Origin of the sequence: Pseudomonas jinjuensis (assembly GCF_900103845.1) — a bacterium.
In the GTDB taxonomy this organism is placed as follows: domain Bacteria; phylum Pseudomonadota; class Gammaproteobacteria; order Pseudomonadales; family Pseudomonadaceae; genus Pseudomonas; species Pseudomonas jinjuensis.
In genome coordinates this window covers 14690-39523 of sequence record NZ_FNIJ01000027.1, presented here as the reverse complement: position 1 = coordinate 39523, position 24834 = coordinate 14690, and the positions used below count along the sequence as shown (strand labels likewise).

At 67.2% G+C, this 24834-nt stretch carries 25 protein-coding genes; 22 read left to right on the top strand and 3 right to left on the bottom strand.

Annotated elements, in window-relative coordinates; genetic code table 11:
* The first annotated feature begins 68 nt into the window (after window positions 1–68).
* Window positions 69–1232: an alcohol dehydrogenase-like regulatory protein ErcA gene (gene ercA / locus BLR75_RS26120; RefSeq protein WP_084315312.1), complete on the top strand. Its 1164-nt coding sequence runs from the start codon at window positions 69–71 to the stop codon at window positions 1230–1232.
* Window positions 1216–2907: a PAS domain-containing hybrid sensor histidine kinase/response regulator gene (locus BLR75_RS26115; RefSeq protein ID WP_084315313.1), complete on the top strand. Its 1692-nt coding sequence runs from the start codon at window positions 1216–1218 to the stop codon at window positions 2905–2907. Before ercA ends, BLR75_RS26115 begins: the two co-directional genes overlap by 17 nt.
* A gap of 6 nt (window positions 2908–2913) precedes the next feature.
* On the opposite strand, the gene BLR75_RS26110 is transcribed toward BLR75_RS26115, so the two are convergent.
* Complete coding sequence (locus tag BLR75_RS26110; protein WP_084315315.1) at window positions 2914–3441, bottom strand: DUF2062 domain-containing protein; 528 nt, start codon at window positions 3439–3441, stop codon at window positions 2914–2916.
* 138 nt (window positions 3442–3579) lie between these two features.
* Here BLR75_RS26110 and BLR75_RS26105 point away from each other — a divergent pair, with 138 nt between their 5' ends.
* From BLR75_RS26105 to murB, 8 genes are all read left to right on the top strand, one after another.
* Window positions 3580–5790 carry a DNA internalization-related competence protein ComEC/Rec2 gene (locus tag BLR75_RS26105; RefSeq protein WP_169720306.1) on the top strand — a complete coding sequence of 737 codons (2211 nt, stop codon included), beginning with the start codon at window positions 3580–3582 and terminating at the stop codon, window positions 5788–5790.
* Window positions 5791–5863: 73 nt separating this feature from the next.
* Window positions 5864–6499, top strand: coding sequence for a MotA/TolQ/ExbB proton channel family protein (locus BLR75_RS26100; protein ID WP_084315319.1), 636 nt, complete (start codon window positions 5864–5866; stop codon window positions 6497–6499).
* Window positions 6496–6939, top strand: a complete 444-nt coding sequence (locus BLR75_RS26095; protein ID WP_084315321.1) for an ExbD/TolR family protein — start codon at window positions 6496–6498, stop codon at window positions 6937–6939. Before BLR75_RS26100 ends, BLR75_RS26095 begins: the two co-directional genes overlap by 4 nt.
* Window positions 6939–7937 carry a tetraacyldisaccharide 4'-kinase gene (lpxK, locus tag BLR75_RS26090; protein WP_084315323.1) on the top strand — a complete coding sequence of 333 codons (999 nt, stop codon included), beginning with the start codon at window positions 6939–6941 and terminating at the stop codon, window positions 7935–7937. The genes BLR75_RS26095 and lpxK overlap by 1 nt, the downstream gene beginning before the upstream one ends.
* A gap of 40 nt (window positions 7938–7977) precedes the next feature.
* A complete protein-coding gene (locus BLR75_RS26085; protein WP_084315325.1) occupies window positions 7978–8163 on the top strand; it encodes a Trm112 family protein in 186 nt (61 codons plus the stop codon).
* 24 nt (window positions 8164–8187) lie between these two features.
* The gene (kdsB, locus tag BLR75_RS26080; protein WP_084315327.1) at window positions 8188–8952 is read left to right on the top strand and encodes a 3-deoxy-manno-octulosonate cytidylyltransferase; all 765 of its coding nucleotides are present in this window, start codon (window positions 8188–8190) and stop codon (window positions 8950–8952) included.
* Window positions 8952–9416, top strand: a complete 465-nt coding sequence (locus BLR75_RS26075) for a low molecular weight protein-tyrosine-phosphatase (RefSeq protein ID WP_084315328.1) — start codon at window positions 8952–8954, stop codon at window positions 9414–9416. Before kdsB ends, BLR75_RS26075 begins: the two co-directional genes overlap by 1 nt.
* Window positions 9413–10432 carry a UDP-N-acetylmuramate dehydrogenase gene (gene murB, locus BLR75_RS26070; RefSeq protein ID WP_084315330.1) on the top strand — a complete coding sequence of 340 codons (1020 nt, stop codon included), beginning with the start codon at window positions 9413–9415 and terminating at the stop codon, window positions 10430–10432. Before BLR75_RS26075 ends, murB begins: the two co-directional genes overlap by 4 nt.
* A 99-nt stretch (window positions 10433–10531) precedes the next feature.
* Here the strand turns inward: murB and rne are convergent, their stop codons facing one another.
* The gene (rne, locus tag BLR75_RS26065) at window positions 10532–13684 is read right to left on the bottom strand and encodes a ribonuclease E (protein WP_084315332.1); all 3153 of its coding nucleotides are present in this window, start codon (window positions 13682–13684) and stop codon (window positions 10532–10534) included.
* Window positions 13685–14266: 582 nt separating this feature from the next.
* Here rne and rluC point away from each other — a divergent pair.
* From rluC to sppA, 3 genes are read left to right on the top strand one after another with little or no spacing between them, the layout of a single operon-like run.
* A complete protein-coding gene (gene rluC, locus BLR75_RS26055; RefSeq protein WP_084315334.1) occupies window positions 14267–15223 on the top strand; it encodes a 23S rRNA pseudouridine(955/2504/2580) synthase RluC in 957 nt (318 codons plus the stop codon).
* Window positions 15216–15911, top strand: a complete 696-nt coding sequence (locus tag BLR75_RS26050; protein WP_084315336.1) for an HAD-IIIA family hydrolase — start codon at window positions 15216–15218, stop codon at window positions 15909–15911. The genes rluC and BLR75_RS26050 overlap by 8 nt, the downstream gene beginning before the upstream one ends.
* A complete protein-coding gene (gene sppA / locus BLR75_RS26045; RefSeq protein ID WP_084315338.1) occupies window positions 15901–16881 on the top strand; it encodes a signal peptide peptidase SppA in 981 nt (326 codons plus the stop codon). The genes BLR75_RS26050 and sppA overlap by 11 nt, the downstream gene beginning before the upstream one ends.
* A 44-nt stretch (window positions 16882–16925) precedes the next feature.
* Here sppA and BLR75_RS26040 read toward each other — a convergent pair whose 3' ends face one another.
* A complete protein-coding gene (locus BLR75_RS26040; protein WP_084315340.1) occupies window positions 16926–17504 on the bottom strand; it encodes a Maf family protein in 579 nt (192 codons plus the stop codon).
* Between the two features lie 110 nt (window positions 17505–17614).
* Here BLR75_RS26040 and BLR75_RS26035 point away from each other — a divergent pair, with 110 nt between their 5' ends.
* The 9 genes from BLR75_RS26035 to mltG all read left to right on the top strand — a co-directional run bounded on the left by BLR75_RS26035 (window position 17615) and on the right by mltG (window position 24832).
* Window positions 17615–18145: a YceD family protein gene (locus BLR75_RS26035; protein ID WP_084315342.1), complete on the top strand. Its 531-nt coding sequence runs from the start codon at window positions 17615–17617 to the stop codon at window positions 18143–18145.
* 13 nt (window positions 18146–18158) lie between these two features.
* Window positions 18159–18341, top strand: coding sequence for a 50S ribosomal protein L32 (gene rpmF, locus BLR75_RS26030; RefSeq protein ID WP_007160601.1), 183 nt, complete (start codon window positions 18159–18161; stop codon window positions 18339–18341).
* A 3-nt stretch (window positions 18342–18344) separates the two neighbouring features.
* On the top strand, window positions 18345–19352 hold the full coding sequence (gene plsX / locus BLR75_RS26025) for a phosphate acyltransferase PlsX (protein ID WP_084315344.1): 1008 nt from the start codon (window positions 18345–18347) through the stop codon (window positions 19350–19352).
* Between the two features lie 116 nt (window positions 19353–19468).
* A complete protein-coding gene (gene fabD / locus BLR75_RS26020; RefSeq protein WP_084315346.1) occupies window positions 19469–20407 on the top strand; it encodes an ACP S-malonyltransferase in 939 nt (312 codons plus the stop codon).
* A 16-nt stretch (window positions 20408–20423) separates the two neighbouring features.
* A complete protein-coding gene (gene fabG / locus BLR75_RS26015) occupies window positions 20424–21167 on the top strand; it encodes a 3-oxoacyl-ACP reductase FabG (protein ID WP_084315348.1) in 744 nt (247 codons plus the stop codon).
* Between the two features lie 192 nt (window positions 21168–21359).
* Window positions 21360–21596, top strand: a complete 237-nt coding sequence (gene acpP, locus BLR75_RS26010) for an acyl carrier protein (protein WP_084315350.1) — start codon at window positions 21360–21362, stop codon at window positions 21594–21596.
* Between the two features lie 126 nt (window positions 21597–21722).
* A complete protein-coding gene (fabF, locus tag BLR75_RS26005) occupies window positions 21723–22967 on the top strand; it encodes a beta-ketoacyl-ACP synthase II (RefSeq protein WP_084315352.1) in 1245 nt (414 codons plus the stop codon).
* Complete coding sequence (gene pabC / locus BLR75_RS26000; protein WP_084315354.1) at window positions 22967–23782, top strand: aminodeoxychorismate lyase; 816 nt, start codon at window positions 22967–22969, stop codon at window positions 23780–23782. The genes fabF and pabC overlap by 1 nt, the downstream gene beginning before the upstream one ends.
* 6 nt (window positions 23783–23788) lie before the next feature.
* Entirely contained in the window at window positions 23789–24832 is a 1044-nt protein-coding gene (gene mltG, locus BLR75_RS25995; RefSeq protein WP_084315355.1) for an endolytic transglycosylase MltG, read from the top strand.
* The last annotated feature ends 2 nt before the right edge of the window (window positions 24833–24834 follow it).

The window sequence follows — 24834 nt, the reverse complement described above, 5'->3', positions numbered from 1 at the left end:
CATTGCAATAACCCACGGATGAAGTAGGCTGCCGGAAAATTCCGATAAAAATAAGAATGGTCCGTCAGATGAATCACGACCTCAGCCAGCTGCGCAAATTCGTTTCGCCGGAAATCATCTTCGGCGCCGGCTGCCGGCACAGCGTTGCCAATTACGCGAAAACCTTCGGCGCCCGCAGGGTCCTGCTGGTCTCCGATCCCGGCGTCGTCGCCGCCGGCTGGGTAGCCGATATCGAGCACAGCCTGAGCGAGCAGGGCATCGACTACTGCGTTTACACCAATGTGTCGCCCAACCCGCGCGTCGAGGAAGTCATGCTCGGCGCCGAGGTCTACCGCAGCCAGGGCTGCAACGTCATCGTCGCGGTCGGCGGTGGCAGCCCGATGGACTGCGCCAAGGGCATCGGCATCGTCGTCGCACACGGGCGCAGCATTCTCGAGTTCGAGGGGGTGGACAAGATCCGCGTGCCGAGCCCGCCGCTGATCCTCATCCCGACCACCGCCGGCACCTCGGCGGACGTTTCCCAGTTCGTCATCATTTCCAACCAGGACGAGCGCATGAAGTTCTCCGTGGTCAGCAAGGCGGTGGTGCCCGATGTGTCGCTGATCGACCCGGAAACCACCCTGACCATGGACCCGTTCCTCTCCGCCTGCACCGGCATCGACGCCCTGGTGCACGCCATCGAGGCGTTCGTTTCCACCGGCCACGGGCCGCTCACCGATCCCCACGCGCTGGAAGCCATGCGCCTGATCGACGGCAACCTGGTGCAGATGATCGCCAATCCCGACGACATCGCCCTGCGCGAGAAGATCATGCTCGGCAGCATGCAGGCCGGGCTGGCCTTTTCCAACGCCATCCTCGGCGCGGTACACGCCATGTCGCACAGTCTCGGCGGCTTCCTCGATCTGCCGCACGGGCTGTGCAACGCGGTGCTGGTGGAGCACGTGGTGGCCTTCAACTACAGCGCCGCGCCGGAGCGCTTCAAGGTCATCGCCGAGACCTTCGGCATCGACTGCCGGGGCCTCAACCATGCGCAGATCCGCCTGCGCCTGGTGGAACACCTGATCGAACTCAAGCGCACCGTCGGCTTCCACGAAACCCTCGGCCTGCATGGCGTCGGCAGTTCGGACATTCCCTTCCTCTCGCGCCATGCCATGCAGGACCCGTGCATCCTCACCAACCCGCGCGAGTCGAGCCAGCGAGACGTCGAGGTGGTTTATGGCGAGGCCCTCTGACGAGCAGCAGGATGCGCTGACCGGCCTTCTCGGCCTCGGCAGCCATTCCGCGCGCAAGAGCCATTACCCGGAGCTGCTGGCGCGCCTGGAAGAGCTGGAGACCGAGCGCAACCGCTACAAATGGCTGTTCGAGCACGCCGTGCACGGCATCTTCCAGGCCAGCCTCAACCATGGCCTGCGCGCGGCCAACCCGGCGCTGGCGCGGATGCTCGGCTACACCGACCCGCAGCAGGTGCTGTGGACCCTGAAGGACATGGCCAGCCATCTGTTCGTCGACGGCGAGGCGGAGATGCGCCGCATCCGGACGCTGCTGCAGGAGCGAGGTGGGCTGTTCGGTTATGAAACCCGTCTGCTGCGCAAGGACGGCAGCCATGTCGACGTGCTGATGAACCTGCTCATCAAGCCCGACGAAGAGGGACTGGTGGAAGGCTTCGTCGCCGACATCACCGAGCGCATCCAGGCCCAGCAGCGCCTGCAGACCCTCAATGAGGAACTGGAGCAGCGCGTCGCCGCGCGAACCCGCGAGCTGGTAGCGCTCAACCAGCAGCTGTGCGAGGCCCGCGACGCCGCCGAGGCCGCCAACAACAGCAAGGACAAGTACCTGGCCGCCGCCAGCCACGACCTGCTGCAACCGCTCAACGCCGCGCGCCTGCTGGTGGATACCCTGCGCGAGCGGCAATTGCCGGCGGCCGAGCAACTGCTGGTGGAGCGCACCCACCAGGCTCTGGAAGGCGCGGAAACGCTGCTCACCGACCTGCTGGAAATCGCCCGCCTGGACCAGAGCGCGATCCGCCCGGACCTGGACAATCACCACCTCGACGAACTGCTCGGCCCGCTGACCTCGGAATTCGACGGCGTGGCGCGCTCCTCCGGCCTGCAACTGCGTGTGCGCATCCCGCGCCAGGCGGTGCGCACCGACGTGCGCCTGCTCTCGCGCATCCTGCGCAACTTCCTCAGCAATGCCTGTCGCTACACCGAACGTGGCGCCGTACTGCTCGGCGGGCGCAGGCGGGGCGACAAGCTGCGCCTGGAGGTGTGGGACAGCGGCCGGGGCATTCCGGCCGACCAGTTGCAGGCGATCTTCCGCGAATTCAACCAGCTCGATGTCGGTCGCGCCGCCGAGCGCCGGGGCGTCGGCCTCGGGTTGGCAATCGTCGACCGCATCGCCGGCATCCTCGGCTATCGCGTCGAAGTGCGCTCGGTGCCAGGACGCGGCTCGGTGTTCTCCATCGAAGTGCCGCTGGCCGACGAGGCCCCCGCGCCGCCGGCCAGCGAAGCCAGCCCGCGCCCTTCGACCGGCGACCCCTTGCCCGGCCGGCGCCTGCTGGTGGTGGACAACGAGGAAGCGATCCTCTACAGCATGTCCGCGCTGCTCGGCCAATGGGGCTGCGAAGTGCTTGCCGCCACTGACCTGGATGGCGCACTCGCCGTGCTCGGCGGGCGCGCGCCGGAGGCCATCCTCGCCGACTACCACCTCGACCATGGCACCACCGGCTGCCAGGTGGTGAGCGCCCTGCGCGAGCACTTCGCCACCGACCTGCCCGCCGTGATGATCACCGCCGACCGCACCGACGAATGCCGCCGCGCCCTGCAGCGCCTTGGCGTTCCGTTGCTGAACAAACCGGTCAAGCCGGGCAAGCTGCGTGCCGTACTGAGTGCGATGCTCAGCGACTGAAGCACTTCAGCCCTGCTTCGTGCCGCGCACCGTCTGCCGCCGCCGCCAGTTGCGGCCGATCCACCAGCGCCAGTAGCCCATGGTCAGGAAATAGGCGAACACCCCGATCAGCACGCCGCAGACCAGCGAGCCGAGCAGGAACGGCTGCCACAGCGTCGACAGCTCGTCGCAGATCCATTCCCAGGTCAGGTTCTCCGGCAGCGTCCGCGGCGGGACCTGCATCAGCCAGGCGCCCATCTTGTAGGTGCAGTAGAACACCGGCGGCATGGTGATCGGATTGGTCAGCCAGACCAGCCCCACCGAGATCGGCAGGTTGGCCCGGGCCCAGATCGCCAGGCTCGCCGCCAGCAGCATCTGCATGGGAATTGGCACGAAGGCGGCGAACAGTCCCATGCCCATGGCCCGCGACACCGAGTGGCGATTCAGGTGCCAGAGATTGGGCGAATGGATCAGCGGACCGAGGAAGCGCAGGCCCTTGTGTTCCCTGATCACCTGCGGATCGGGCATGTAGCGCTTGAAAAGTCGGCGCGGCATGGGGGAAATCCCTGACAGACAGAAATGGGTCATTATGCCTAGCTGACGAGCACCGTTGATCCGCATTTATGACTCGGTGTAACCGGCGGCGGCTGTCGCCCGGTTGCTCCGCGAGGGAAGCTGTCGATGCGTTCAGGGATGATCGCGCTGGCGCTCGGGCTGCTCGTCCTGCGCTTTCTGCCTGCGTTGCCGCCACTGTGGGCTCTGGCGCTGCTGTCTGCCGCGGCATTTCCGCTGCTGGGCAGGCGTCGCGGCTGGCTGGGGCTGTTCCTGCTGGGCTTCGCCTGGGCCTGCCTGTCGGCGCACTGGACGCTGGCTGACCGCCTGTCGAAAAGCCTCGATGGCAGCACCCTCTGGCTGGAAGGCCGGGTCGCCGGCCTGCCGGACGTTTCGCCCGACGGAGTGCGTTTCGAACTGGAGGATATCGGCGGCGCCCGCGTGCCGCTGCCACGCCGCATGCGCCTGTCGTGGCACGGCGGGCCGCGGGTGCAGGGTGGCGAGCGCTGGCGGCTGGCGGTGCGGCTGAAGCGGGCGCGCGGGCTGGTCAACCAGTTCGGCTTCGACTACGAGGCCTGGCTGACCGCCCGGCGCATCGGTGCCACCGGCAGCGTCAAGGTCGGCGAACGGCTGCAGGCCGCCAGTGGTCCGGCGGCGTGGCGCGAATCCTGGCGGCAGCGCCTGCTGGCGGTGGATGCCAACGGCCGCTCCGCCGCGCTGGCGGCGCTGGTGCTGGGCGATGGCTCGGGACTCGGGCGGCGGGACTGGCAGATCCTGCAGGACACCGGAACCATGCACCTGATGGTGATTTCCGGCTCGCACATCTCCCTGCTGGCCGGGCTGCTCTACGGGCTGGTGGTGCAGCTGTCGCGCCGGGGCTGGTGGCCGCCCCGGCTTCCCTGGCTGCCCTGCGCGTGCGCGCTGGCGGTCTGCGGCGCCTGGGGCTACGCGCTGATGGCCGGGCTGGAAGTGCCGGCCCGGCGGGCCTGCGTGATGATTTCACTGGTGCTGCTGTGGCGCCTGCGCTTTCGCCACCTGGGCTTGTGGATTCCGTTGCTTGCGGCCCTGGCGCTGCTCCTGCTGGTCGACCCGCTGGCCAGCCTGACGCCAGGCTTCTGGCTGTCGTTCGGCGCCGTGGCGCTGCTGATCCTCGGTTTCGCCGGACGCCTCGGGAAATGGTCGTGGTGGCGCGCCTGGACCCGCGCGCAATGGCTGATGGCGCTGGGGCTGGCGCCTGCCTTGCTGATGCTCGGGCTGCCGGTGAGCTTCACGGGAATGCTGGCGAACCTGATCGCGGTGCCCTGCGTGGAGCTGCTGGTGGTGCCGATGGCGTTGCTCGGCAGCCTGCTGCTGGCTGTTCCGTGGCTGGGGGAGGGTGTGCTGTGGTGCGCCGGCGGGGTGCTGGAACTGCTCTTCCGCCTGCTGGCCGCCATGGCCGGGCTGGCGCCGGCCTGGCAGCCGATGGTTGCACCCGGCTGGGCGCTGGCCCTGGCGCTCGCCGGCGCGCTGCTGATGCTGCTGCCGGCCGGCGTGCCCATGCGCCTGCTGGGTATCGCGCTGTGGCTGCCGGTTCTGTATCCGCAGCCGGACGCGCCCGCATTCGGCCTTGCCGAGGTGCGGGTGCTGGACGTGGGGCAGGGGCTTTCGGTGCTGGTCCGCACCCATCGGCATGCCTGGCTCTACGACGCCGGCCCGCGCAGCGGCGACTTCGATCTCGGCGAGCGGGTGGTGGTGCCGGAACTGCGCGGGCTGGGCATCACGCAACTGGACATGCTGATGCTCAGCCACGCCGACAGCGACCATGCCGGCGGCGCCCAGGCGGTGGTTGCCGCCGTGCCGGCTGCGCGGGTGGTCAGCGGCGAGCCGGAGCGGCTGCCCCGCGCGCTGGCCGCCGGGCCATGCCGGGACGAGGAGTGGCAGGTTGACGGAGTGCATTTCTCCAGTTGGCACTGGCCGGCGGCGCGGGACAGCAACGAGCGCTCCTGCGTGCTGCGCGTCGAGGCCGCGGGCGAGAGCGTCTTGCTCACCGGCGATATGCCGGTCGCCGCCGAGCAGGCGTGGCTGGCGGCGCACCCCCGGCCGCACGTGGACTGGCTGCTGGCCGGCCACCATGGCAGTCGCAGCTCTTCCGGGCCGGGATTCCTGCGCGCCCTGGCGCCCGGCGCCTTCCTCATCTCGCGGGGCATGAACAATCCCTACGGCCATCCCCATCCGCTGGTCGTGCAGCGGGTCCGCGATTCCGGCATCGCCATCCACGATACGGCGGCGGAAGGCGGCCTGAGGATCCTCCTCGGGGCCCGCCAGCCAGCGCATGCAGCCCGCGCAGTGCCTCGCTTCTGGCGGGAAAAATGAGAACCGCGGCGGTCGGCGCAGGGTTAGCCCTGTGCTAGAGTGTCGCGACTTTTTTCTTGGGGAATTCGCCACTGTGTGGGAACTGGTAAAAGCCGGCGGCTGGATGATGCTGCCGATCATTCTGAGCTCCATCGCGGCCACCGCCATCATCGCCGAGCGGCTCTGGACGCTGCGCCTGAGCAGGGTGGCGCCGCCCCAGCTGCTGGGGCAGGTCTGGAAGCAGATCAAGGCGAAGAAGATGAACAGCCAGGCCCTCAAGGAGCTCAGGCACTCCTCGCCGCTGGGTGAAATCCTCGCCGCCGGCCTGGCCAATTCCAGGCATGGCCGGGAGATCATGAAGGAGTGCATCGAGGAGGCCGCGTCGCGCGTCATCCACGAGCTGGAGCGCTACCTGAACGCCCTCGGCACCATCGCCGCCATGTCTCCGTTGCTGGGTCTGCTCGGTACGGTGTTCGGCATGATCGACATCTTCAGCGCGTTCATGCGCGACGGCATGGCCAATGCGCCGATGCTCGCCGGCGGTATTTCCAAGGCCTTGGTCACCACCGCGGCCGGCCTGATCGTGGCGATTCCCGCCGTGTTCTTCCACCGCTACCTGCTGCGCCGCATCGATGAGCTGGTGGTGGCCATGGAACAGGAAGCGATCAAGCTGGTGGAAGTGGTGCAGGGCGACCGCGAGGTCGACTACGCCGAGGATGGCAAAGCGTGAAGTTCCGCCGCAGAGCGGGGAGCGCCGCGCGTGACGACGTGTTCCTCAACCTGACCTCGCTGATCGACGTGATCTTCGTGCTGCTGCTGTTCTTCGTGGTCAGCACCTCCTTCACCAAGCCGTCGCAGCTCAAGGTCGAGCTGCCCGAGGCGGTCAGCGGCACGCCGCCGGAGGCCACCGAGATCAGGCAGCTGGAGCTGGCCATCGACACCCAGGGCCACTATTCGCTGAACGGCCAGGTGCTCGCCCGCAGCGACCTGTCGACCCTGATGGCGGCCATGCAGAAGGAGTCGGACGGCGACAACAGCCTGCCGGTGGTGATCACCGCCGACGGCAAGACCACCCACCAGTCGGTGGTCACCGCCATGGATGCGGCCGGCAAGCTCGGCTTCTCGCACCTGCGCATCACCACCGTCGAGGCCCAGGCGGACAAGCCCTGATGGCTTTCGCCGACCGCCTGCTCGACGCCTGGTACCGCGGCCATCCGGCGCTGGCGCTGCTGCGCCCGCTGGAGTGGCTGTACCGCTCGGTGGCCAGGCGCAAGCGCGCGGCGTTCCTGTCCGGGCAGCGCGAGGCCTACCGCGCGCCGGTGCCGGTCCTGGTGGTCGGCAACATCACCGTTGGCGGTACCGGCAAGACGCCGATGATCCTCTGGCTGATCGAGCATTGCCGCTCCCGTGGGCTGCGGGTGGGCGTGGTCAGCCGTGGCTACGGGGCGAAACCGCCGGCCTATCCCTGGCGCGTGCGCGCGGACCAGCAGGCGGGCGAGGCGGGCGACGAGCCGCTGATGATCGTACAGCGCAGCGGCGTGCCGCTGATGATCGACCCGGACCGCCCACGTGCCGTGCAGGCGCTGCTGGCCGAAGAGCCGCTGGACCTGATCCTCTGCGACGACGGCCTGCAGCACTACCGCCTGGCGCGGGATCTGGAGCTGGTGCTGATCGACGCCGCCCGCGGGCTGGGCAATCGCCGCTGCCTGCCGGCCGGGCCGCTGCGCGAGCCGGCCGAGCGCCTGGCGGAGGTCGACGCGGTGCTGCACAACGGCGCCGCCAGCGATCCGGCGGATGGCTTCTCCTTCGTCCTGCAGCCGACCCGGCTGGTCAACCTGGCGTCCGGCGAGACTGCCGCACTCGACCGTTTCCCCCCCGGGCAGGCCGTGCACGCGCTGGCCGGCATCGGCAACCCGCAGCGTTTCTTCGCGACGCTCGAGGCGCTACACTGGCGGCCGATTCCGCATGTCTTCCCCGACCACGCAGCCTATGACGCCGGACAGCTGCAATTCAGTCCGCCACTGCCGCTGCTGATGACCGAGAAGGACGCGGTGAAATGCCGGGCCTTCGCCGCTCCCGACTGGTGGTACCTCGCCGTCGACGCGCAGCCTTCCCCGGCCTTCGTCGCCTGGTTCGACGCCCAGCTCGAGCGTCTCGCCGCGCGCTGACAGGCAGCCCCGCTGCCCCTGCTTTCCAAGGACTCCGACCATGGACCCGAAACTCCTCGACATTCTCGCCTGCCCGCTGTGCAAGGGGCCGCTGAAGCTGGCCGACGACAAATCCGAACTGATCTGCAAGGCCGACGGCCTGGCCTATCCGGTGCGCGACGGGATTCCGGTGATGCTCGAAGGCGAAGCCCGCACCCTGAACGTCGACGAACGCCTGGACAAGTAACCGCGAGCGAGCCGAGCAGCACCGATGAGCAACGCCTTCACTGTCGTAATTCCCGCCCGCTACGCCTCCACCCGCCTGCCCGGCAAGCCGCTGCAGGACATCGCCGGCAAACCGATGATCCAGCACGTCTGGGAACAGGCGCGCAGGAGCGGCGCCACCCAGGTGGTGGTCGCCACCGACGATGCGCGCATCCGCGAGGCCTGCGAGGGCTTCGGCGCCCAGGCGCTGCTGACCCGCGCCGACCACAATTCCGGCACCGATCGCCTGGCGGAAGTCGCCGATGCGCTGGGCCTGGCCGACGACGCCATAGTGGTCAACGTCCAGGGCGACGAGCCGCTGATCCCGCCGTCGATCATCGACCAGGTGGCCGGCAATCTCGCCGCCCACCCGGAGGCCGGCATCGCCACCCTGGCCGAACCGATCCACGAGGTCGCGGCGCTGTTCAATCCGAACATCGTCAAAGTCGTCAGCGACTGCAACGGCCTGGCGCTGACCTTCAGCCGCGCCACCCTGCCGTGGGCGCGCGACGCCCTCGCCGCCAGCCGCGACCTGCTGCCGGCCGGCGTCCCTTATCGCCGACACATCGGCATCTATGCCTATCGCGCGCGCTTCCTGCGCGATTTCGTAGCCTGGGGCCCGTGCTGGCTGGAAGACACCGAATGCCTGGAGCAGCTGCGCGCGCTCTGGCACGGCGTGCGCATCCACGTGGCCGACGCCCTGGAGGCGCCGCAGGCCGGCGTCGATACACCGGAAGACCTCGAGCGCGTGCGGCGCATCCTGGGGGCCTGATGCGCGTCCTGTTCGTCTGCCTGGGCAACATCTGCCGTTCGCCCACCGCCGAGGCCGTGCTGCGCCACAAGGTGCGCGAAGCCGGCCTGGAGGATGTCATCCATATCGATTCCGCCGGCACCGGCGACTGGCACGTGGGCAAGGCGCCCGACCCGCGCACCCGCGTGGCGGCCATGCGCCGCGGCTATGACCTGTCGGCCCTGCGCGCGCGGCAGGTGGGCGCGGTGGACTTCTCCCGCTTCGACCTGATCCTGGCGATGGATCACGCCAACCTGGCCGACCTGCAGCGCCTGCGTGGCGGAGCGGAAGGCGCCGAGCTGGACCTGTTCCTGCGCCGCTACCAGGCTGCGCTGGATGAGGTGCCCGATCCCTACTATGGCGGCGAGTCCGGCTTCGAACAGGTGCTCGACCTGATCGAGCAGGCCTGCGACGGCCTGCTGGTCGAACTGAAGGGGCGCCTGTGAGCCTGGTCCTGCGCGACAACGTTTCGCTGAAACCCTACAACACCTTCGGCGTCGACGTGCGCGCGCGGCTGTTCGCCGAGGCCCACGACGACGGCGAGGTACGCCAGGGCCTGGCCCTGGCGGCCGAGCGCGGCGTGCCGCTGATGGTCATCGGCGGCGGCAGCAACCTGCTGCTGACCCGCGACGTCGACGCCCTGGTCATGCGCATGGCCAGCCGTGGCATCCGCATCCTGTCCGACGATGGCGAACGGGTGGTGGTCGAGGCGGAAGCCGGGGAGGAGTGGGACTCCTTCGTCCGCTGGAGCCTCGCCGAGGGGCTGGCCGGGCTGGAGAACCTCAGCCTGATCCCCGGCACCGTCGGCGCCGCGCCGATGCAGAACATCGGTGCCTACGGCGTCGAGCTGAAGGACGTGTTCGCCAGCCTGGTCGCGCTGGACCGGCAGAGCGGGGCGTTGCGCGAATTCGCCCTGCCGGACTGCGACTTCGCCTACCGCGACAGCCGCTTCAAGCGCGAGCAGGGGCGCTGGCTGATCCTGCGCGTGCGCTTCGCCCTGTCGCGCAAGGCCAGCCTGCATCTGGACTACGGTCCCGTGCGGCAGCGCCTGGAGGAGGAGGGGATTTCCGCGCCTCGGCCGGCCGATGTGGCGCGGGTCATCTGCGCGATCCGCCGCGAGAAGCTTCCCGATCCGGCGGTGCTCGGCAATGCCGGGAGCTTCTTCAAGAATCCACTGGTTTCCGGCGAATGCGCCCGGCGTCTGCGCGAGCGTCATCCGGACCTGGTGGCCTACCCGCAGGCGGATGGCCTGGTGAAGCTCGCGGCAGGCTGGCTGATCGACAAGGCCGGCTGGAAGGGCTACCGGGAAGGCGCGGCGGGCGTGCATGCCCTGCAGGCGCTGGTGCTGGTGAACTACGGCGGCGCCACCGGCGCGCAGCTGCACGCCCTGGCCCGGCGCATCCGCGCCGACATTCTCGAGCGCTTCGGCGTCGAGCTGGAGATGGAGCCGAATCTCTACTGAGCTCCGCCACTGGCGGGTGCTGTTAGCGAGACTTCGTACTTTTCGCGAAGCATGAAAAAGGGGATGCCGAGGCATCCCCTTTTTCGTTGCGCCGAAGGATCAGCTGTGGTGCTTCTCGACGACGCCTTCTTCGGGCTGCTCGTCGGTCTTCTCCGCTTCGGTCGCTTCATCGCTGGCAGGGGCCGCTTCAGCCACTTCAGCCTCGGGCTGGGCGACTTCCGCCGGCTGCTCGTGAGCGGGCTCGACCTCGGCAGGCGCGGTTTCGGCTACGACTGCCTCTTCGGCCTGAACGGCGGGCTCGGCTGCCACTTCCGCCGGCTGCTCGGCTTCGGTCGGCTGCACAGCCTCGACGGCTACCGGGGCGGCAGCGGCGGCTGCCGCAGCGGCCTCTGCTTCACGGGCCAGGCGCTCGGCTTCGCGCTGCAGACGGCGTTTCTCGCGCGGATCGTTGGGCGCACGGCCGCCGGTGGCCGCGGGGCGTGCCGGCTGTTCCACGGCTGGAGCGGCTTCGGCTTCAACCTGGGCCTCGACGACAGGAGCGGGCTCCTGCTCGGCCACGACCGGGACTTCTTCGAGAATGACCTCGACCGGAGCGACGGGGGCTCGCTCGCTCGCTTGCAGGGTGAACTCCACCGCCTGCTCGACCGCGCTATCGGTACGAACTTCCTCGACTGCGGCAACAGCTTCCGGCTGCTCAGCCTGTTCTGCCGGGGCTTCCGCTGCCGGTTGCTCCTCGCTGGTCGGGGCGATCGCCTCGGCGGCTACCACCGCGGAGGCTGCCGCAGCGGCGATGGCCAGGCTTTCCGGGGTGCCGGCAGCGGCTTCCGCCTCGCCTTCGCCCTGGATGAACTCGCCGCCGGCTTCGCGCTGACGCTCGCGACGGTTGCTGCGACGACGCTGGCCACGGGAGCGGCGACGCGGACGTTCGCCATCGGCGCCTTCCATTTCGTCCTGCTGCTCCAGCAGTTCCTCGTTCGGCAACTCCTCGGCTTCCTGGGCAACGGCTTCGCGGGCCTGGCGCTCTTCACGCGGCTGGCGTTCCTCGCGCGGCGGACGTTCGCCACGCTCGCGGCGCTCGCCACGTTCTTCGCGCGGTTGACGCTCTTCACGGGGCTGGCGTTCTTCGCGAGCAGGGCGTTCGGCACGCTCTTCACGGGGCTGGCGCTCTTCGCGGGCAGGACGCTCGGCGCGCTCTTCACGCGGCTGGCGTTCTTCGCGGGCCGGGCGTTCGGCTCGTTCCTCGCGCGGCTGACGCTCTTCGCGGGCGGGACGCTCGGCGCGTTCTTCACGCGGCTGGCGTTCCTCGCGGGCGGGACGTTCGGCGCGCTCTTCACGCGGCTGACGCTCCTCGCGGGCCGGACGCTCGGCGCGTTCCTCGCGGCGGCGTTCGCCACGCTCTTCACGCGGCTTGCGTTCGTCATCGCGGCGACCGCCTTCACGGCCATCGCGGCGACGGTTCTGCTGGCGGCCGCGGCGCTCTTCCTGGCTGCCGGTGCGTTCGGCGGCAGGCTTCTCGACGACCGGTGCCGGCTTGGGCTGTTCCTTGCCGGCGAACAGGCTGACCAGCGACTTCACCAGGCCCTGGAACAGGCTTGGCTCGGGCATCGGCTTGGGCGCCTCGACCGGCTGCGGCTGCTCGACCTGCTGCGGAGCGGGGCGCTCCGGCGAAACGGTCTTGACCGCCGCTTCCTGGCGAACCAGGGTGCGGGTGGAGCTGATCGGCTGGACTTCCTCGTGCTCGACCACGGCCATTTCATAGCTGGTCTGGCCAGCGAGAAGCTCGGGGCTGTCGTCGCGCAGGCGCTGCACTTCGAAGTGCGGAGTTTCCAGGTGATCGTCCGGCAGGATGAAGATGCGCGCACGGGTGCGCAGCTCGATCTTGGTGATGGCGTTGCGCTTCTCGTTGAGCAGGAAGGCGGCGACCTGGAACGGAACGCGGGCGCGGACTTCCGCGGTGCGGTCCTTCAGGGCTTCTTCCTCGATCAGGCGCAGGATGGCCAGCGACAGGGATTCGACGTCACGGATGATGCCCTGTCCATTGCAACGGGGGCAGACGATGCCGCTGGTTTCGCCGAGGGACGGACGCAGGCGCTGGCGGGACATCTCCAGCAGGCCGAAGCGCGAGATGCGGCCGACCTGGACGCGCGCGCGGTCGGCTTCCAGGGCTTCGCGCACCCGGTCTTCCACGGCGCGCTGGTTCTTCGCCGGGGTCATGTCGATGAAGTCGATGACGATCAGGCCGCCGATGTCGCGCAGGCGCAGCTGGCGGGCGATCTCTTCGGCCGCTTCCAGGTTGGTCTGCAGCGCGGTTTCCTCGATGTCGCCGCCCTTGGTGGCGCGCGCCGAGTTGATGTCGATGGAGACCAGGGCTTCGGTCGGATCGATGACGATGGAGCCGCCGGACGGCAGCTTCACTTCGCGCTGGAAGGCGGTTTCGATCTGGCTCTCGATCTGGAAGCGGTTGAACAGCGGGACGCTGTCCTGGTACAGCTTCACCTTGCTCGCGTACTGCGGCATGACCTGGCGGATGAAGTTCAGCGCTTCTTCCTGGGCGTCGATGCTGTCGATCAGCACTTCGCCGATGTCCTGCCGCAGATAGTCGCGGATGGCGCGGATGATGACGTTGCTTTCCTGGTAGATCAGGAAGGGCGCGCCGCGCTCGCCGGAGGCTTCCTTGATGGCGCCCCAGAGTTGCAGCAGGTAGTCGAGGTCCCACTGCAGCTCTTCGGAGCTGCGGCCGAGGCCCGCGGTGCGCACGATCAGGCCCATGTCGCCCGGCACGTTCAGGCCGTTCAGGGCTTCGCGCAGTTCGTTGCGCTCTTCGCCTTCGATGCGGCGGGAAATGCCGCCGGCGCGCGGGTTGTTCGGCATCAGCACCAGGTAGCGGCCGGCGAGGCTGATGAAGGTGGTGAGGGCGGCGCCCTTGTTGCCGCGTTCCTCTTTCTCGACCTGGACGATGACTTCCTGGCCCTCGCTCAGCACATCACGGATGTTGATGCGCCCTTCGGGGTTCTTCTTGAAGTATTCGCGGGAGATTTCCTTGAGGGGGAGGAAGCCGTGGCGCTCTGCGCCGAAGTCGACGAAGGCGGCTTCAAGGCTGGGTTCGATGCGGGTGATGCGGCCTTTGTAGATGTTGGCCTTCTTCTGTTCGCGGGCGCCGGACTCGATGTCCAGGTCGAACAGCCGCTGGCCATCGACCAGCGCTACACGCAACTCTTCGGGTTGAGTCGCGTTGATCAGCATTCTTTTCATGTAGTACCAATGGTTTCCGGGGCCACCGGAAACGGCAATCGGCACACACGACTCTCTCACGGTCGGTGCTCAGGTACGTACTCAGGAACGGCGGACCATTCCCGTGTCCAGCAGCGTTCGGCGGAAGATGCCGGTGCCGCGACTACGTTTCCTGCTTGCTGTCATGAAACAAGCATTCAATCAGGAGGAGGAATCAACTGTCGGAGGCGGACGAGAAGTGCGTCTTGGATCAATGCATGAAAGCTACGCGATCCGACCGTTGTGCATCTCCACCCTGCACGTTTCCCTTAAGAATCGGGTGCCGCTCGCAGAATCCGAGAGCGGGTTGGCTTTTTCACGGCTGCCGGGGCGGCCGTGCGTCAGGCTCGAAGCTTGGGTTCCGAATCGTCGGTGGCGGGGGAATTGCCCCTTCGGCATACCGACGCTTCGCTGGACTGCCTCGCGTCCGTTCAATGTGTTTGCAGGCGGTGGAGATGGCGAATTCGCGCCCATCTGCAGGCCCAGCCGCTTTGGGCGGCGTCCCCGACTATAGCAGCAATGATTAAGTGCTTCAATTGAATGAAAAATTGTTATTATGCGCAGATGACAACTCCCGCCTCTCCGACTTCCGGTGTGCAAATGCTGGAAGTTGCGCCGGAATACGCCGGCCAACGTATCGACAATTTCCTCCGTACTCAGCTCAAGGGCGTGCCCAAGACCCTGATCTATCGCATTCTCCGCAAGGGCGAGGTGCGTGTGAACAAGGGGCGGATCAAGCCCGAATACAAGCTGCAGGCCGGCGACGTGGTGCGCGTGCCGCCGCTGCGCCTGGCCGAGCGCGACGAGCCGGCGCCGCTGGCGCAGGGGCTGCTGGAGCGCCTGGAAGCCGCCATCGTCTACGAAGACAAGGCGCTGCTGGTGATCAACAAGCCCGCCGGCATCGCCGTACATGGCGGCAGCGGCCTGAGCTACGGGGTGATCGAGGCGTTCCGCCAGTTGCGTCCCGAGGCCAAGGACCTGGAGCTGGTGCATCGCCTGGACCGGGATACTTCCGGCCTGCTGATGATCGCCAAGAAGCGCAGCATGCTGCGCCATCTGCACGAGGCGCTGCGCAACGAGCATGCGGTGGACAAGCGCTACCACGCGCTGGTGCGCGGCAGCTGGCCGGCGGCGAAGAAGCAGATCCGTGCGCCGCTGATGAAGAACAACCTGCGTTCCGGCGAGCGCATGGTGGAAGTGAACGTGGAAGGCAAGGACGCGCTGACCGAATTCAAGGTGCTGCGCCGCTTCGGCGATTTCGCCACCCTGGTCGAGGCGCGGCCGATCACCGGGCGTACCCACCAGATCCGCGTGCATGCCAAGCATGCCGGGCATTCGATCGCCGGCGACCCGAAATACGGCGACGAGGACTTCTCCCGCGAGATCCGCGAACTGGGCGGCAAGCGCCTGTTCCTGCATTCCGCCCATCTGCGCGTGCCGATGCCGGATGGTTCGGTGCTCGAACTGGAGGCGCCGGTCGACGAGATGTGGGCGCGTACGCTGGAGCGCCTGGATGCGTGAGTATTCCCTGCTGATCTTCGACTGGGATGGCACGCTGGTCGACTCCATCGGACGCATCGTCGAGTCGATGAAGGTGGCGGCGGTCAATTCCGCGCTGCCGGTGCGCAGCGATGCGGCCATCAAGGGCATCATCGGCCTGGGTCTGCCGGAAGCGATCCAGACGCTCTATCCCGAGGTGGAAGAGGGCGATGCGCTGGCGCGGTTCCGGCGTGACTACAGCGAGCACTATCTATTTCTCGAGCAGCAGCCGTCGCGGCTGTTCCCGGGCGTCGCCGAGGCGATGGTGGAGTTCCGCGAGGCGGGCTATCGCCTGGCGGTGGCGACCGGCAAGAGCCGTCGCGGCCTCGACCGGGTCCTGGCGGGGCAGGGCTGGAGCGATTTCTTCGATATCACCCGCGCCGCCGACGAGTCGGCGAGCAAGCCGGATCCGCGCATGCTGCATGAGATCCTGGCGCACTGCCGGGTGGCTCCGCAGCGGGCGCTGATGGTCGGCGATTCCCCGTTCGATCTGGAGATGGCGCGGCGTGCAGGCATGGACTCCGTGGCGGTGGGCTACGGTGCCCAGTCGCTGGAGGTTCTGCGCGAATTCGCGCCGGCGCTGGAAGTCGAGCATTTCAACGAGTTGCGCGCCTGGCTGGCCGGGCGTGTCGTAACGTCGCGAGTCGAGGTGAGCGAGCATGTCGGATGAATGGAAGGCCGAGGAACCCAGGGCGGGTGACGACAAGAGCTGGAAGCTGCTGGAGAAGGCTGTGCTGGCCGGCGTCCAGGAGCAGCGGAGGGCGCGGCGCTGGGGAATCTTCTTCAAGCTGCTGACGTTCTTCTACCTGTTCGCCGCACTGGCGCTGTTCGGTCCCTGGGGCGGGGTTTCCAAGTCCGCCTCGCGCAGCGGCAGCCACACGGCGCTGATCGAGGTGAAGGGCATGATCGCCGACGACGAGCCGGCGAGCGCCGACAATGTCGTCGGTGCGCTGCGCACCGCCTTCGAGGACAAGGGCACCAAGGGCATCGTCCTGCGCATCAACAGCCCGGGCGGGAGTCCGGTGCAGTCCGGCTATATATATGACGAGATCAAGCGCCTGCGTGGTGAGCATCCGGATACCAGGGTCTATGCGGTCATCAGCGACCTGGGGGCGTCCGGTGCCTACTACATCGCCAGCGCGGCGGACCAGATCTACGCCGACAAGGCCAGCCTGGTCGGCTCCATCGGGGTGACGGCGGCGACCTTCGGTTTCGTCGGCACCATGGAGAAACTGGGCGTCGATCGCCGCGTCTATACCTCCGGCGAGCACAAGGCGTTCCTCGATCCGTTCCAGCCGCCGAAGGAGGAGGAGACCCGCTTCTGGCAGGGTGTGCTGGACACCACGCACAAGCAGTTCATCGACAGCGTGAAGAAGGGGCGTGGCGATCGGCTGAAGGACAAGGAGCATCCCGAGCTGTTCTCCGGCCTGATCTGGTCCGGCGAGCAGGCGCTGCAACTTGGGTTGATCGACGGGCTGGGCAACACCAGCTACGTGGCGCGCGAGGTGATCAAGGAGAAGGAGGTGGTGGACTACACCATCCAGGAAACGCCTTTCGATCGCTTCGCCAAGAAACTCGGCGCCAGCGTTGCCGAGCGCCTCGCCCTGTGGATGGGCTGGCAGGGACCGGCCTTGCGCTGAGTCGTTGCGGTCCTGGAAGCCCGGCCTGGCCGGGCTTTCGCATTTCAGGGGATTTGCACGCCTTCGGCGAGGAGCATGTCCACCAGGCGGATCAGCGGCAGGCCGACCAGGCTGGTGGCGTCCTCGCCCTCGGTGGCGCGGAACAGGCTGACGCCCAGGCCTTCCGCCTTGAAGCTGCCGGCGCAGTCGAAGGGTTGCTCGGCTTCCAGGTAGCGGCGGATGCGCGCCTCGTCGAGTTCGCGGAAGTGCACGGTGAACGGAACGCAGTCCACCTGGCATTGCCCGCTGCGGGTGTTGAGCAGGGCCAGTCCGGTGAGGAAGCTGACACTGGAGCCGCTGGCGGCCAGCAGTTGTTCGGTGGCGCGCTCCAGTCGGTGGGGTTTGCCGAGTATCGTCGAGCCCTGGACGGCGGCCTGGTCCGAACCGATGATCAGGTGTTCGGGATAGTCCGCCGCGAGCGCTCGGGCCTTGGCTTCGGCGAGGCGGCGCACCAGTCGGTCGGCGCTTTCCCCGGGGAGCGGGCTTTCGTCTATATCCGGGCTGGCGCTGACGAATGGCAGGCGCAGGCGTTGCAGCAGTTCGCGGCGATAGGGCGAGCTGGAGGCGAGGACCAGTGGCAGCATGGCGAATCTCCTTCATGGGTCGCCGATTCTAGCGAAAAGAGCTGTCCGCACAGCGGCTTATGGCTAATTTCCTTTGACAGGTGCAGGTGCATCCCTATAATGGCGCGCTTATGTTGAATGGGCCGATACCACCTCACGTCGATCCGCGCAAACTGGTAGAGCGCGAAGCCACCCTCGAGGGTGAGCTTCCGCTCGCCAAGATGCCGCGGGTCTGCGAGCAGTTGACCAGCAGCGACGGCAATGTCCGGGCGAAGTTCTCCTTCTTCCGCGACGAGCAGAAGCTGGCGGTCATGCATGTCTCCGTAGACGCCGAGGTGAGCATGGTATGCCAACGCTGCCTCGAGCCGGCGACCTTCAGGGTCGTTGGCGAGTCCGACTTCGCCATCCTCTGGGAAGGCCAGTCTGCCGAGGGGCTGCCGAAGGGATACGATGTGCTGGAAGTGGGGGAGGACCCCCTCGACCTGCCGCCTCTGGTCGAGGATGAGCTGTTGCTCGCCTTGCCCATCGTTCCGGCCCATGACCCTGAGGAATGCCAGCATCCGGCGGGATTTGCAGCAGCGCCCGAGCCGAGCGAGAACGAGGAAGAGCGTCCCAACCCGTTCAGCGTACTGGCGCAGTTGAAGCGTGACCCAAACGTTTAGGAGTTAATCAATCATGGCTGTTCAGCAGAACAAAAAGTCCCGTTCCGCTCGCGATATGCGTCGTTCCCACGATGCGCTGGAAGCGAACGCTCTGTCCGTGGAAAAGAGCACCGGTGAAGTTCACCTGCGCCACCACGTCTCCCCGGACGGTTTCTATCGCGGTCGCAAGGTCATCGACAAGGGCTCCGACGAGTAATCCTTGTCTGCACCAATCATCGCGATTGATGCAATGGGTGGGGACTACGGTCCCCACTGCATTGTTCCGGCCTGCATTTCCTTCCTGGCCGAGCATCCCTCCCCGCAGTTGGTCCTCGTCGGCCACGCTCCGCTCCTCGAAGAACTGACCGCCCGACTTCCAGCGGCCGACCGTCAGCGCCTGCATATTCACCACGCCAGCGAAGTCATCGCGATGGACGAGCGTCCGTCACAGGCTCTGCGCGGCAAGCCCGATTCCTCGATGCGCATCGCCCTGGAAATGGTTCGCGACGGCACGGCCCAGGCCTGCGTCAGCGCGGGCAACACCGGCGCGCTGATGGCATTGTCGCGCTACCTGCTGAAGACCCTGCCGGGGATCGACCGTCCGGCGATGGTCACGGCCGTGCCGACCGAGACCGGCAGTTGCCATCTGCTCGATCTCGGGGCGAATGTCGACTGCAGTGCCGAGCACCTCTACCAGTTCGCCGTGATGGGGGCGGTCGCCGCCGAGGCGCTGGGCAAGGAGTGGCCGCGGGTCGCCCTGCTGAATGTCGGTACCGAGGACATCAAGGGCAACCAGCAGGTGAAGCTGGCCGCGAACCTGCTTCAGAAGGCCAAGGGGCTGAATTACATCGGCTATATCGAGGGCGATGGCCTCTACCGTGGCCTGGCCGATGTGGTGGTGTGCGACGGTTTCGTCGGCAACATCCTGCTGAAGTCCAGCGAAGGGCTGGCGGCGATGATCGCTTCGCGGCTGGAAACCCTGTTCGCGTCCAGTCTGCCGGCGCGGGCCGTCGGCCTGGTGGCGATGCCGCTGTTGCGCCGCCTGCGTGCCGATCTGACGCCGGCGCAGCATAATGGGGCGAGTTTCCTCGGCCTGCAGGGCATCGTGGTGAAGAGCCACGGCAGTGCGGGCGAGGATGGTTTCAAGAGTGCGCTGCGCCGTGCGCTGGTCGAGGTACGGGAGAATCTGCCGCAGCGCCTGCATGGGCGCCTGGAGCATCTGCTTTGAGGGCGCCCCGATGATGTGACCACGGTTGGCAGGCCGTCATCCAACTGTCAGTCCGTTGCGCCAGGCTATGCCGGCGTTTCCCCTTCAGACGAAACAGACAATAGGGACCCGTTGCAATGTCCGCATCCCGCGCATTCGTTTTCCCCGGCCAAGGTTCGCAGTCGATCGGCATGCTCGCCGACCAGGGCGCTCAGCACGCCATCGTGCGCGAAACCTTCGGCGAAGCTTCCGATGCCCTGGGCTATGACCTCTGGGCGCTGGTGCAGGAAGGCCCGGAAGAGCGCCTGAACCAGACCGACAAGACCCAGCCGGCCATTCTTGCCGCCTCCATCGCCCTGTGGCGTCTGTGGCAGAGCGAGGGCGGCGCCGCTCCTGCGTTCGTCGCCGGCCATAGCCTGGGCGAGTACTCCGCGCTGGTGGCTGCCGGCAGCCTGCCGTTCGCCGCTGCGGTGAAACTGGTGGAGCGCCGCGGCCAGCTGATGCAGGAAGCCGTGCCGGCCGGTACTGGTGGCATGGCCGCAATCCTCGGTCTGGACGATGCCGACGTGGCCGCTGCCTGTGCCGAAGCCGCCCAGGGCGAAGTGGTCAGCCCGGTGAACTTCAACGCGCCGGGCCAGGTCGTGATCGCCGGCGCCGCCAGGGCCGTGGATCGCGCCATCGAGGCGTGCAAGGCGCGTGGCGCCAAGCGCGCCATGGCGCTGGCGGTCAGCGTGCCGTCGCACTGTGTGCTGATGAAGCCGGCGGCCGAGCGTTTCGCCGAATCCGTCGAGGCGATCGAATGGCAGCAGCCGCAGATCGCCCTGGTGCAGAACGTCAGCGCCCAGGTGGCGGCTGACCTGCCGACCCTCAAGCGCGATCTGCTGGCGCAGCTCTACAGCCCGGTGCGCTGGGTCGAGAGCGTCCAGCTGCTCGCGGAAAAAGGCGTCACCGACCTGGTCGAATGCGGCCCGGGCAAGGTGCTGGCCGGCTTGAACAAGCGTTGCGCCAAGGGCGTGACGACCCACAACCTGGACTCCGCGGACGCCTTTGCGGCTGCCCGTGCGGCTCTGGCTTGAACAGGAGGAAAGAGACATGAGTCTGCAAGGTAAGGTTGCTCTGGTCACCGGCGCGAGCCGCGGCATCGGTCAGGCGATCGCTCTGGAACTGGGGCGCATGGGCGCCGTTGTCATCGGCACCGCCACCAGTGCGTCGGGCGCCGAGAAGATCGCCGAATACCTGAAGGAGAACGGCATCGAGGGCGCCGGCCTGGTGCTGGACGTCTCCAACGACGAATCGGTCGCCTCCACCCTCGAACACATCCAGCAGCACCTTGGCCAGCCGCTGATCGTGGTCAACAATGCCGGCATCACCCGCGACAACCTGCTGATGCGCATGAAGGACGACGAGTGGTTCGACGTCATCAACACCAACCTCAACAGCCTCTACCGTCTGTCGAAAGCCGTGCTGCGCGGCATGACCAAGGCTCGCTGGGGTCGCATCATCAACATCGGTTCGGTGGTGGGTGCCATGGGCAACGCCGGGCAGAGCAACTATGCGGCGGCGAAAGCCGGTCTTGAGGGCTTCACCCGGGCGCTGGCGCGCGAAGTGGGCTCCCGTTCGATCACCGTCAACGCGGTGGCGCCGGGCTTCATCGACACCGACATGACTCGCGAACTGCCGGAAGCGCAGCGCGAGGCGCTGCTCGGACAGATTCCGCTGGGTCGACTGGGACAAGCAGAAGAGATCGCCAAAGTGGTAGCATTCCTCGCTTCCGACGGCGCTGCCTATGTCACGGGCGCCACGGTTCCGGTGAATGGCGGCATGTACATGAGCTGAATGTGTGACCTGACCCTTCGCGGATGAGTCATATGCGCTGTCTAAAATCCGTTATATAAACGCAACTGGGTTTAGACAGAGCAAATGGGTGCGCGAAGGGTTCTGGCATTCGGCTTGAAATGCGGAAAACCCTTTCTATACACTTACCCGCAGCCCAGCTGCACGGATTGTCCATAGGAGTGAAAACAAGGTATGAGCACCATCGAAGAACGCGTTAAGAAGATCGTCGCTGAGCAACTCGGCGTGAAGGAAGAAGAAGTCACCAACAGCGCTTCCTTCGTCGAAGACCTGGGTGCCGACTCCCTTGACACCGTTGAGCTGGTGATGGCTCTCGAAGAGGAATTCGAGACCGAAATCCCGGACGAGCAAGCCGAAAAGATCACCACCGTTCAGGAAGCCGTCGACTACATCGTTGCCCACCAGCAATAATTAGTCGTCCTTTCCCGACGGAAGAAGCCGCACGGCCTGTGAAGGGCGTGCGGCTTTTCTTTAGCGCCGGAACCAGCAATCGCGTTCCGGCGCCACTGCCGTGAAATCGAACAAGAGGAAGTCGTAGTGTCGCGTAGACGCGTCGTCGTTACTGGCATGGGCATGCTCACGCCCCTGGGTGTGGATGTGCGAAGCAGCTGGGAAGGTGTTCTCGCCGGCCGCAGCGGCATCGCCCCGCTCGAGCACATGGATCTCTCTGCCTATTCCACCCGCTTCGGTGGTTCGGTGAAGGGGTTCGACGTCGAGCAATACATGTCCGTCAAGGAAGCTCGCAAGCTCGACCTGTTCATCCAGTACGGCCTGGCCGCCAGTTACCAGGCGGTGCGCGATTCCGGCCTGGAAGTCACCGACGCCAACCGTGAACGCATCGGCGTGGCCATGGGCTCGGGCATCGGTGGTCTGACCAACATCGAGAACACCTGCCGTTCGCTGTTCGAGCAGGGCCCGCGGCGCATCTCGCCGTTCTTCGTGCCCGGCTCCGTCATCAACATGGTTTCCGGATTCCTGTCGATCAACCTTGGTCTGCAGGGACCCAACTACGCCATCACCACCGCCTGCACCACCGGCACCCACAACATCGGCATGGCTGCGCGCAACATCGCCTATGGCGACGCGGACGTGATGGTTGCCGGCGGCGCCGAGATGGCCGCCTGCGGCCTGGGCATCGGCGGCTTCGCGGCGGCGCGCGCGCTGTCCACCCGCAACGATGATCCCGCCCGTGCCAGCCGTCCCTGGGACAAGGACCGCGATGGCTTCGTGCTTTCCGATGGCGCCGGCGCCGTGGTGCTGGAAGAACTGGAGCACGCCCGGGCGCGCGGCGCGCACATCTATGCCGAGCTGGTCGGTTTCGGCATGAGCGGCGACGCCTACCACATGACCGCACCGCCGGAGAACGGCGCCGGCGCGGCGCGCTGCATGAAGGCGGCCCTGCGCGATGCCGGCATGAACCCGGACGAGGTCGACTACATCAACGCCCACGGTACTTCCACGCCGGCCGGCGACATCGCCGAGATCGCCGCGGTGAAGTCGATCTTCGGCGAGCATGCCTATCGCCTGTCGATGAGCTCCACCAAGTCGATGACCGGCCACCTGCTCGGCGCCGCCGGTGCCGTGGAAGCGATCTTCAGCATCCTCGCGCTGCGCGATCAGGTCTGCCCGCCGACCATCAACCTCGACCAGCCGGACGAAGGTTGCGACCTCGACCTGGTGCCGCACGAAGCCAAGTCGCGCGCGCTGGACGTCGCGGTGTCCAACTCCTTCGGTTTCGGTGGAACCAACGGCTCGCTGGTGTTTCGCAGGTTCCACGGCTGATGCTGAGCTGGGTCGACGGCAGCCCGGCCGATGGCCTGTCCGTGCGTGATCGCGGCCTGGCATACGGCGACGGGCTGTTCGAGACGATCGCCGTGCGTGCCGGCAAGCCGCGCCTGCTGGCGCGGCACCTGGCACGGATCGGGGAGGGCGGCCGGCGCTTGCGCCTGCCGCTGCCCCTCGACCTCATCGAGCAGGAGCTGCTGGCCTTCTGCGCGACCCTCAACGAGGGCGTGGCCAAGCTGCTGCTGACCCGTGGCGACGGGCTGCGCGGCTATGCCATCGCCGCCGACGCGCCGGTCCGCCGCATCCTCCTTGGCTCCCCCGCGCCGGCCTATCCGCCGGGCAATGCCGAGCAGGGCGTGGTGATCTTCCCCTGCGCCACCCGCCTCGCGGAACAACCGCTGCTGGCGGGACTCAAACACCTGAATCGACTCGAACAGGTGCTCGCCCGGGCCGAGTGGAGCGATCCGGCGATCGCCGAAGGCCTGATGCGTGACGGGAGCGGGCGGGTGGTCGAAGGTGTGTTCAGCAACCTGTTCCTCGCCGCCGGCGGCCAACTGGTGACCGCGGAACTCGGCCGCTGCGGCGTCGCCGGTGTGATGCGCGCGGAAGTCATCGAACGCGCCCGCGCAGCGAAGATTCCGCTGGCGATTCGCGATGTCGATTACGACGAGTTGCTGCGGGCCGACGAGGTTTTCCTCTGCAACAGCCTTTACGGAATCTGGCCGGTCAGGCGACTGGCCGAACATTCCTGGCCGGTTGGTCCGCTGACTCGTAAACTGCAAGCCAATTTACGCGAATTTCTGGATTTCTGACTCGTGATGCGCAAATTGCTGGTGCTGCTGGAAGGTGGCCTGCTGCTCGCCGGACTATTGTTCGGTCTCGCCGCCTGGGAACAGCACCGTGCCCTGCGACAACCCCTGCAACTCACCGAAGAGCGGCTGCTGGAAGTGCCTTCCGGCTATACGCCCGGCCATCTGCTGGCGCGCCTGCAGGACGAAGAGGTCCTGCACGGCGCGCTCTGGCTGCGCCTCTACTGGCGCTTCAATCTTTCCGGCCAGGCCCTGCACAGCGGCGAATACCGCCTGCAGCCGGGCATGAGCGGGGCGGACCTGCTCGAACTGTGGGCCAGGGGCGACGTGGTGCAGTACGACGTGACCCTCGTCGAAGGCTGGACCTTCCGCCAGGTGCGCGAACTGCTGGCGCGCCAGCCGAAGATCGAGCGGACCCTGGACGGGCTCAGCGACGAGGAGGTCATGGCGCGCCTCGGCCAGCCCGGCGTCTATCCCGAGGGACGCTTCTTCCCCGACACCTACCGCTACGTGCGCGGCATGCGCGACGTCGACCTGCTCAAGCAGGCCTACAAGCGCATGGAAGGCATCCTCGGCGAGGAATGGCAGAAGCGCGCACGCGGCCTGCCGTACCGGGAGCCCTACCAGGCGCTGATCATGGCCTCGCTGGTGGAGAAGGAGACCGGCGTGCCGCAGGAGCGCGCGCAGATCGCCGGCGTGTTCGTCCGCCGCCTGCAGAAGAGCATGCTGCTGCAGACCGATCCGACCGTCATCTACGGCATGGGCGAGCGCTACGCGGGGAAGATCACCCGCGACGACCTGCGCAAGCCGACGCCCTACAACACCTATGTCACCCCCGGGCTGCCGCCGACCCCGATCGCCCTGCCGGGGCGCGAGGCGATCCACGCCGCGCTCAATCCCGCCGACGGGCAGAGCCTGTACTTCGTCGCCCGGGGCGATGGCAGCCACGTGTTTTCCGACAACCTGGACGATCACAACAAGGCGGTGCAGGAGTACCAGCTCAAGCGCCGCTCCGACTATCGTTCCAGCCCGGCGCCGATTACGCCGCAGTAGCA

What these genes read in the sequence shown, in the direction of transcription:
- ercA (WP_084315312.1), top strand. Translation starts at nt 69, where the DNA reads ATGAATCACGACCTCAGCCAGCTGCGCAAATTCGTTTCGCCGGAAATC.
- BLR75_RS26115 (WP_084315313.1), top strand. Translation starts at nt 1,216, where the DNA reads ATGGCGAGGCCCTCTGACGAGCAGCAGGATGCGCTGACCGGCCTTCTC.
- BLR75_RS26110 (WP_084315315.1), bottom strand. Translation starts at nt 3,441, where the DNA reads ATGCCGCGCCGACTTTTCAAGCGCTACATGCCCGATCCGCAGGTGATC.
- BLR75_RS26105 (WP_169720306.1), top strand. Translation starts at nt 3,580, where the DNA reads ATGATCGCGCTGGCGCTCGGGCTGCTCGTCCTGCGCTTTCTGCCTGCG.
- lpxK (WP_084315323.1), top strand. Translation starts at nt 6,939, where the DNA reads ATGGCTTTCGCCGACCGCCTGCTCGACGCCTGGTACCGCGGCCATCCG.
- BLR75_RS26085 (WP_084315325.1), top strand. Translation starts at nt 7,978, where the DNA reads ATGGACCCGAAACTCCTCGACATTCTCGCCTGCCCGCTGTGCAAGGGG.
- kdsB (WP_084315327.1), top strand. Translation starts at nt 8,188, where the DNA reads ATGAGCAACGCCTTCACTGTCGTAATTCCCGCCCGCTACGCCTCCACC.
- BLR75_RS26075 (WP_084315328.1), top strand. Translation starts at nt 8,952, where the DNA reads ATGCGCGTCCTGTTCGTCTGCCTGGGCAACATCTGCCGTTCGCCCACC.
- rne (WP_084315332.1), bottom strand. Translation starts at nt 13,684, where the DNA reads ATGAAAAGAATGCTGATCAACGCGACTCAACCCGAAGAGTTGCGTGTA.
- rluC (WP_084315334.1), top strand. Translation starts at nt 14,267, where the DNA reads ATGACAACTCCCGCCTCTCCGACTTCCGGTGTGCAAATGCTGGAAGTT.
- BLR75_RS26050 (WP_084315336.1), top strand. Translation starts at nt 15,216, where the DNA reads ATGCGTGAGTATTCCCTGCTGATCTTCGACTGGGATGGCACGCTGGTC.
- sppA (WP_084315338.1), top strand. Translation starts at nt 15,901, where the DNA reads ATGTCGGATGAATGGAAGGCCGAGGAACCCAGGGCGGGTGACGACAAG.
- BLR75_RS26040 (WP_084315340.1), bottom strand. Translation starts at nt 17,504, where the DNA reads ATGCTGCCACTGGTCCTCGCCTCCAGCTCGCCCTATCGCCGCGAACTG.
- BLR75_RS26035 (WP_084315342.1), top strand. Translation starts at nt 17,615, where the DNA reads ATGTTGAATGGGCCGATACCACCTCACGTCGATCCGCGCAAACTGGTA.
- rpmF (WP_007160601.1), top strand. Translation starts at nt 18,159, where the DNA reads ATGGCTGTTCAGCAGAACAAAAAGTCCCGTTCCGCTCGCGATATGCGT.
- fabD (WP_084315346.1), top strand. Translation starts at nt 19,469, where the DNA reads ATGTCCGCATCCCGCGCATTCGTTTTCCCCGGCCAAGGTTCGCAGTCG.
- fabG (WP_084315348.1), top strand. Translation starts at nt 20,424, where the DNA reads ATGAGTCTGCAAGGTAAGGTTGCTCTGGTCACCGGCGCGAGCCGCGGC.
- acpP (WP_084315350.1), top strand. Translation starts at nt 21,360, where the DNA reads ATGAGCACCATCGAAGAACGCGTTAAGAAGATCGTCGCTGAGCAACTC.
- pabC (WP_084315354.1), top strand. Translation starts at nt 22,967, where the DNA reads ATGCTGAGCTGGGTCGACGGCAGCCCGGCCGATGGCCTGTCCGTGCGT.
- mltG (WP_084315355.1), top strand. Translation starts at nt 23,789, where the DNA reads ATGCGCAAATTGCTGGTGCTGCTGGAAGGTGGCCTGCTGCTCGCCGGA.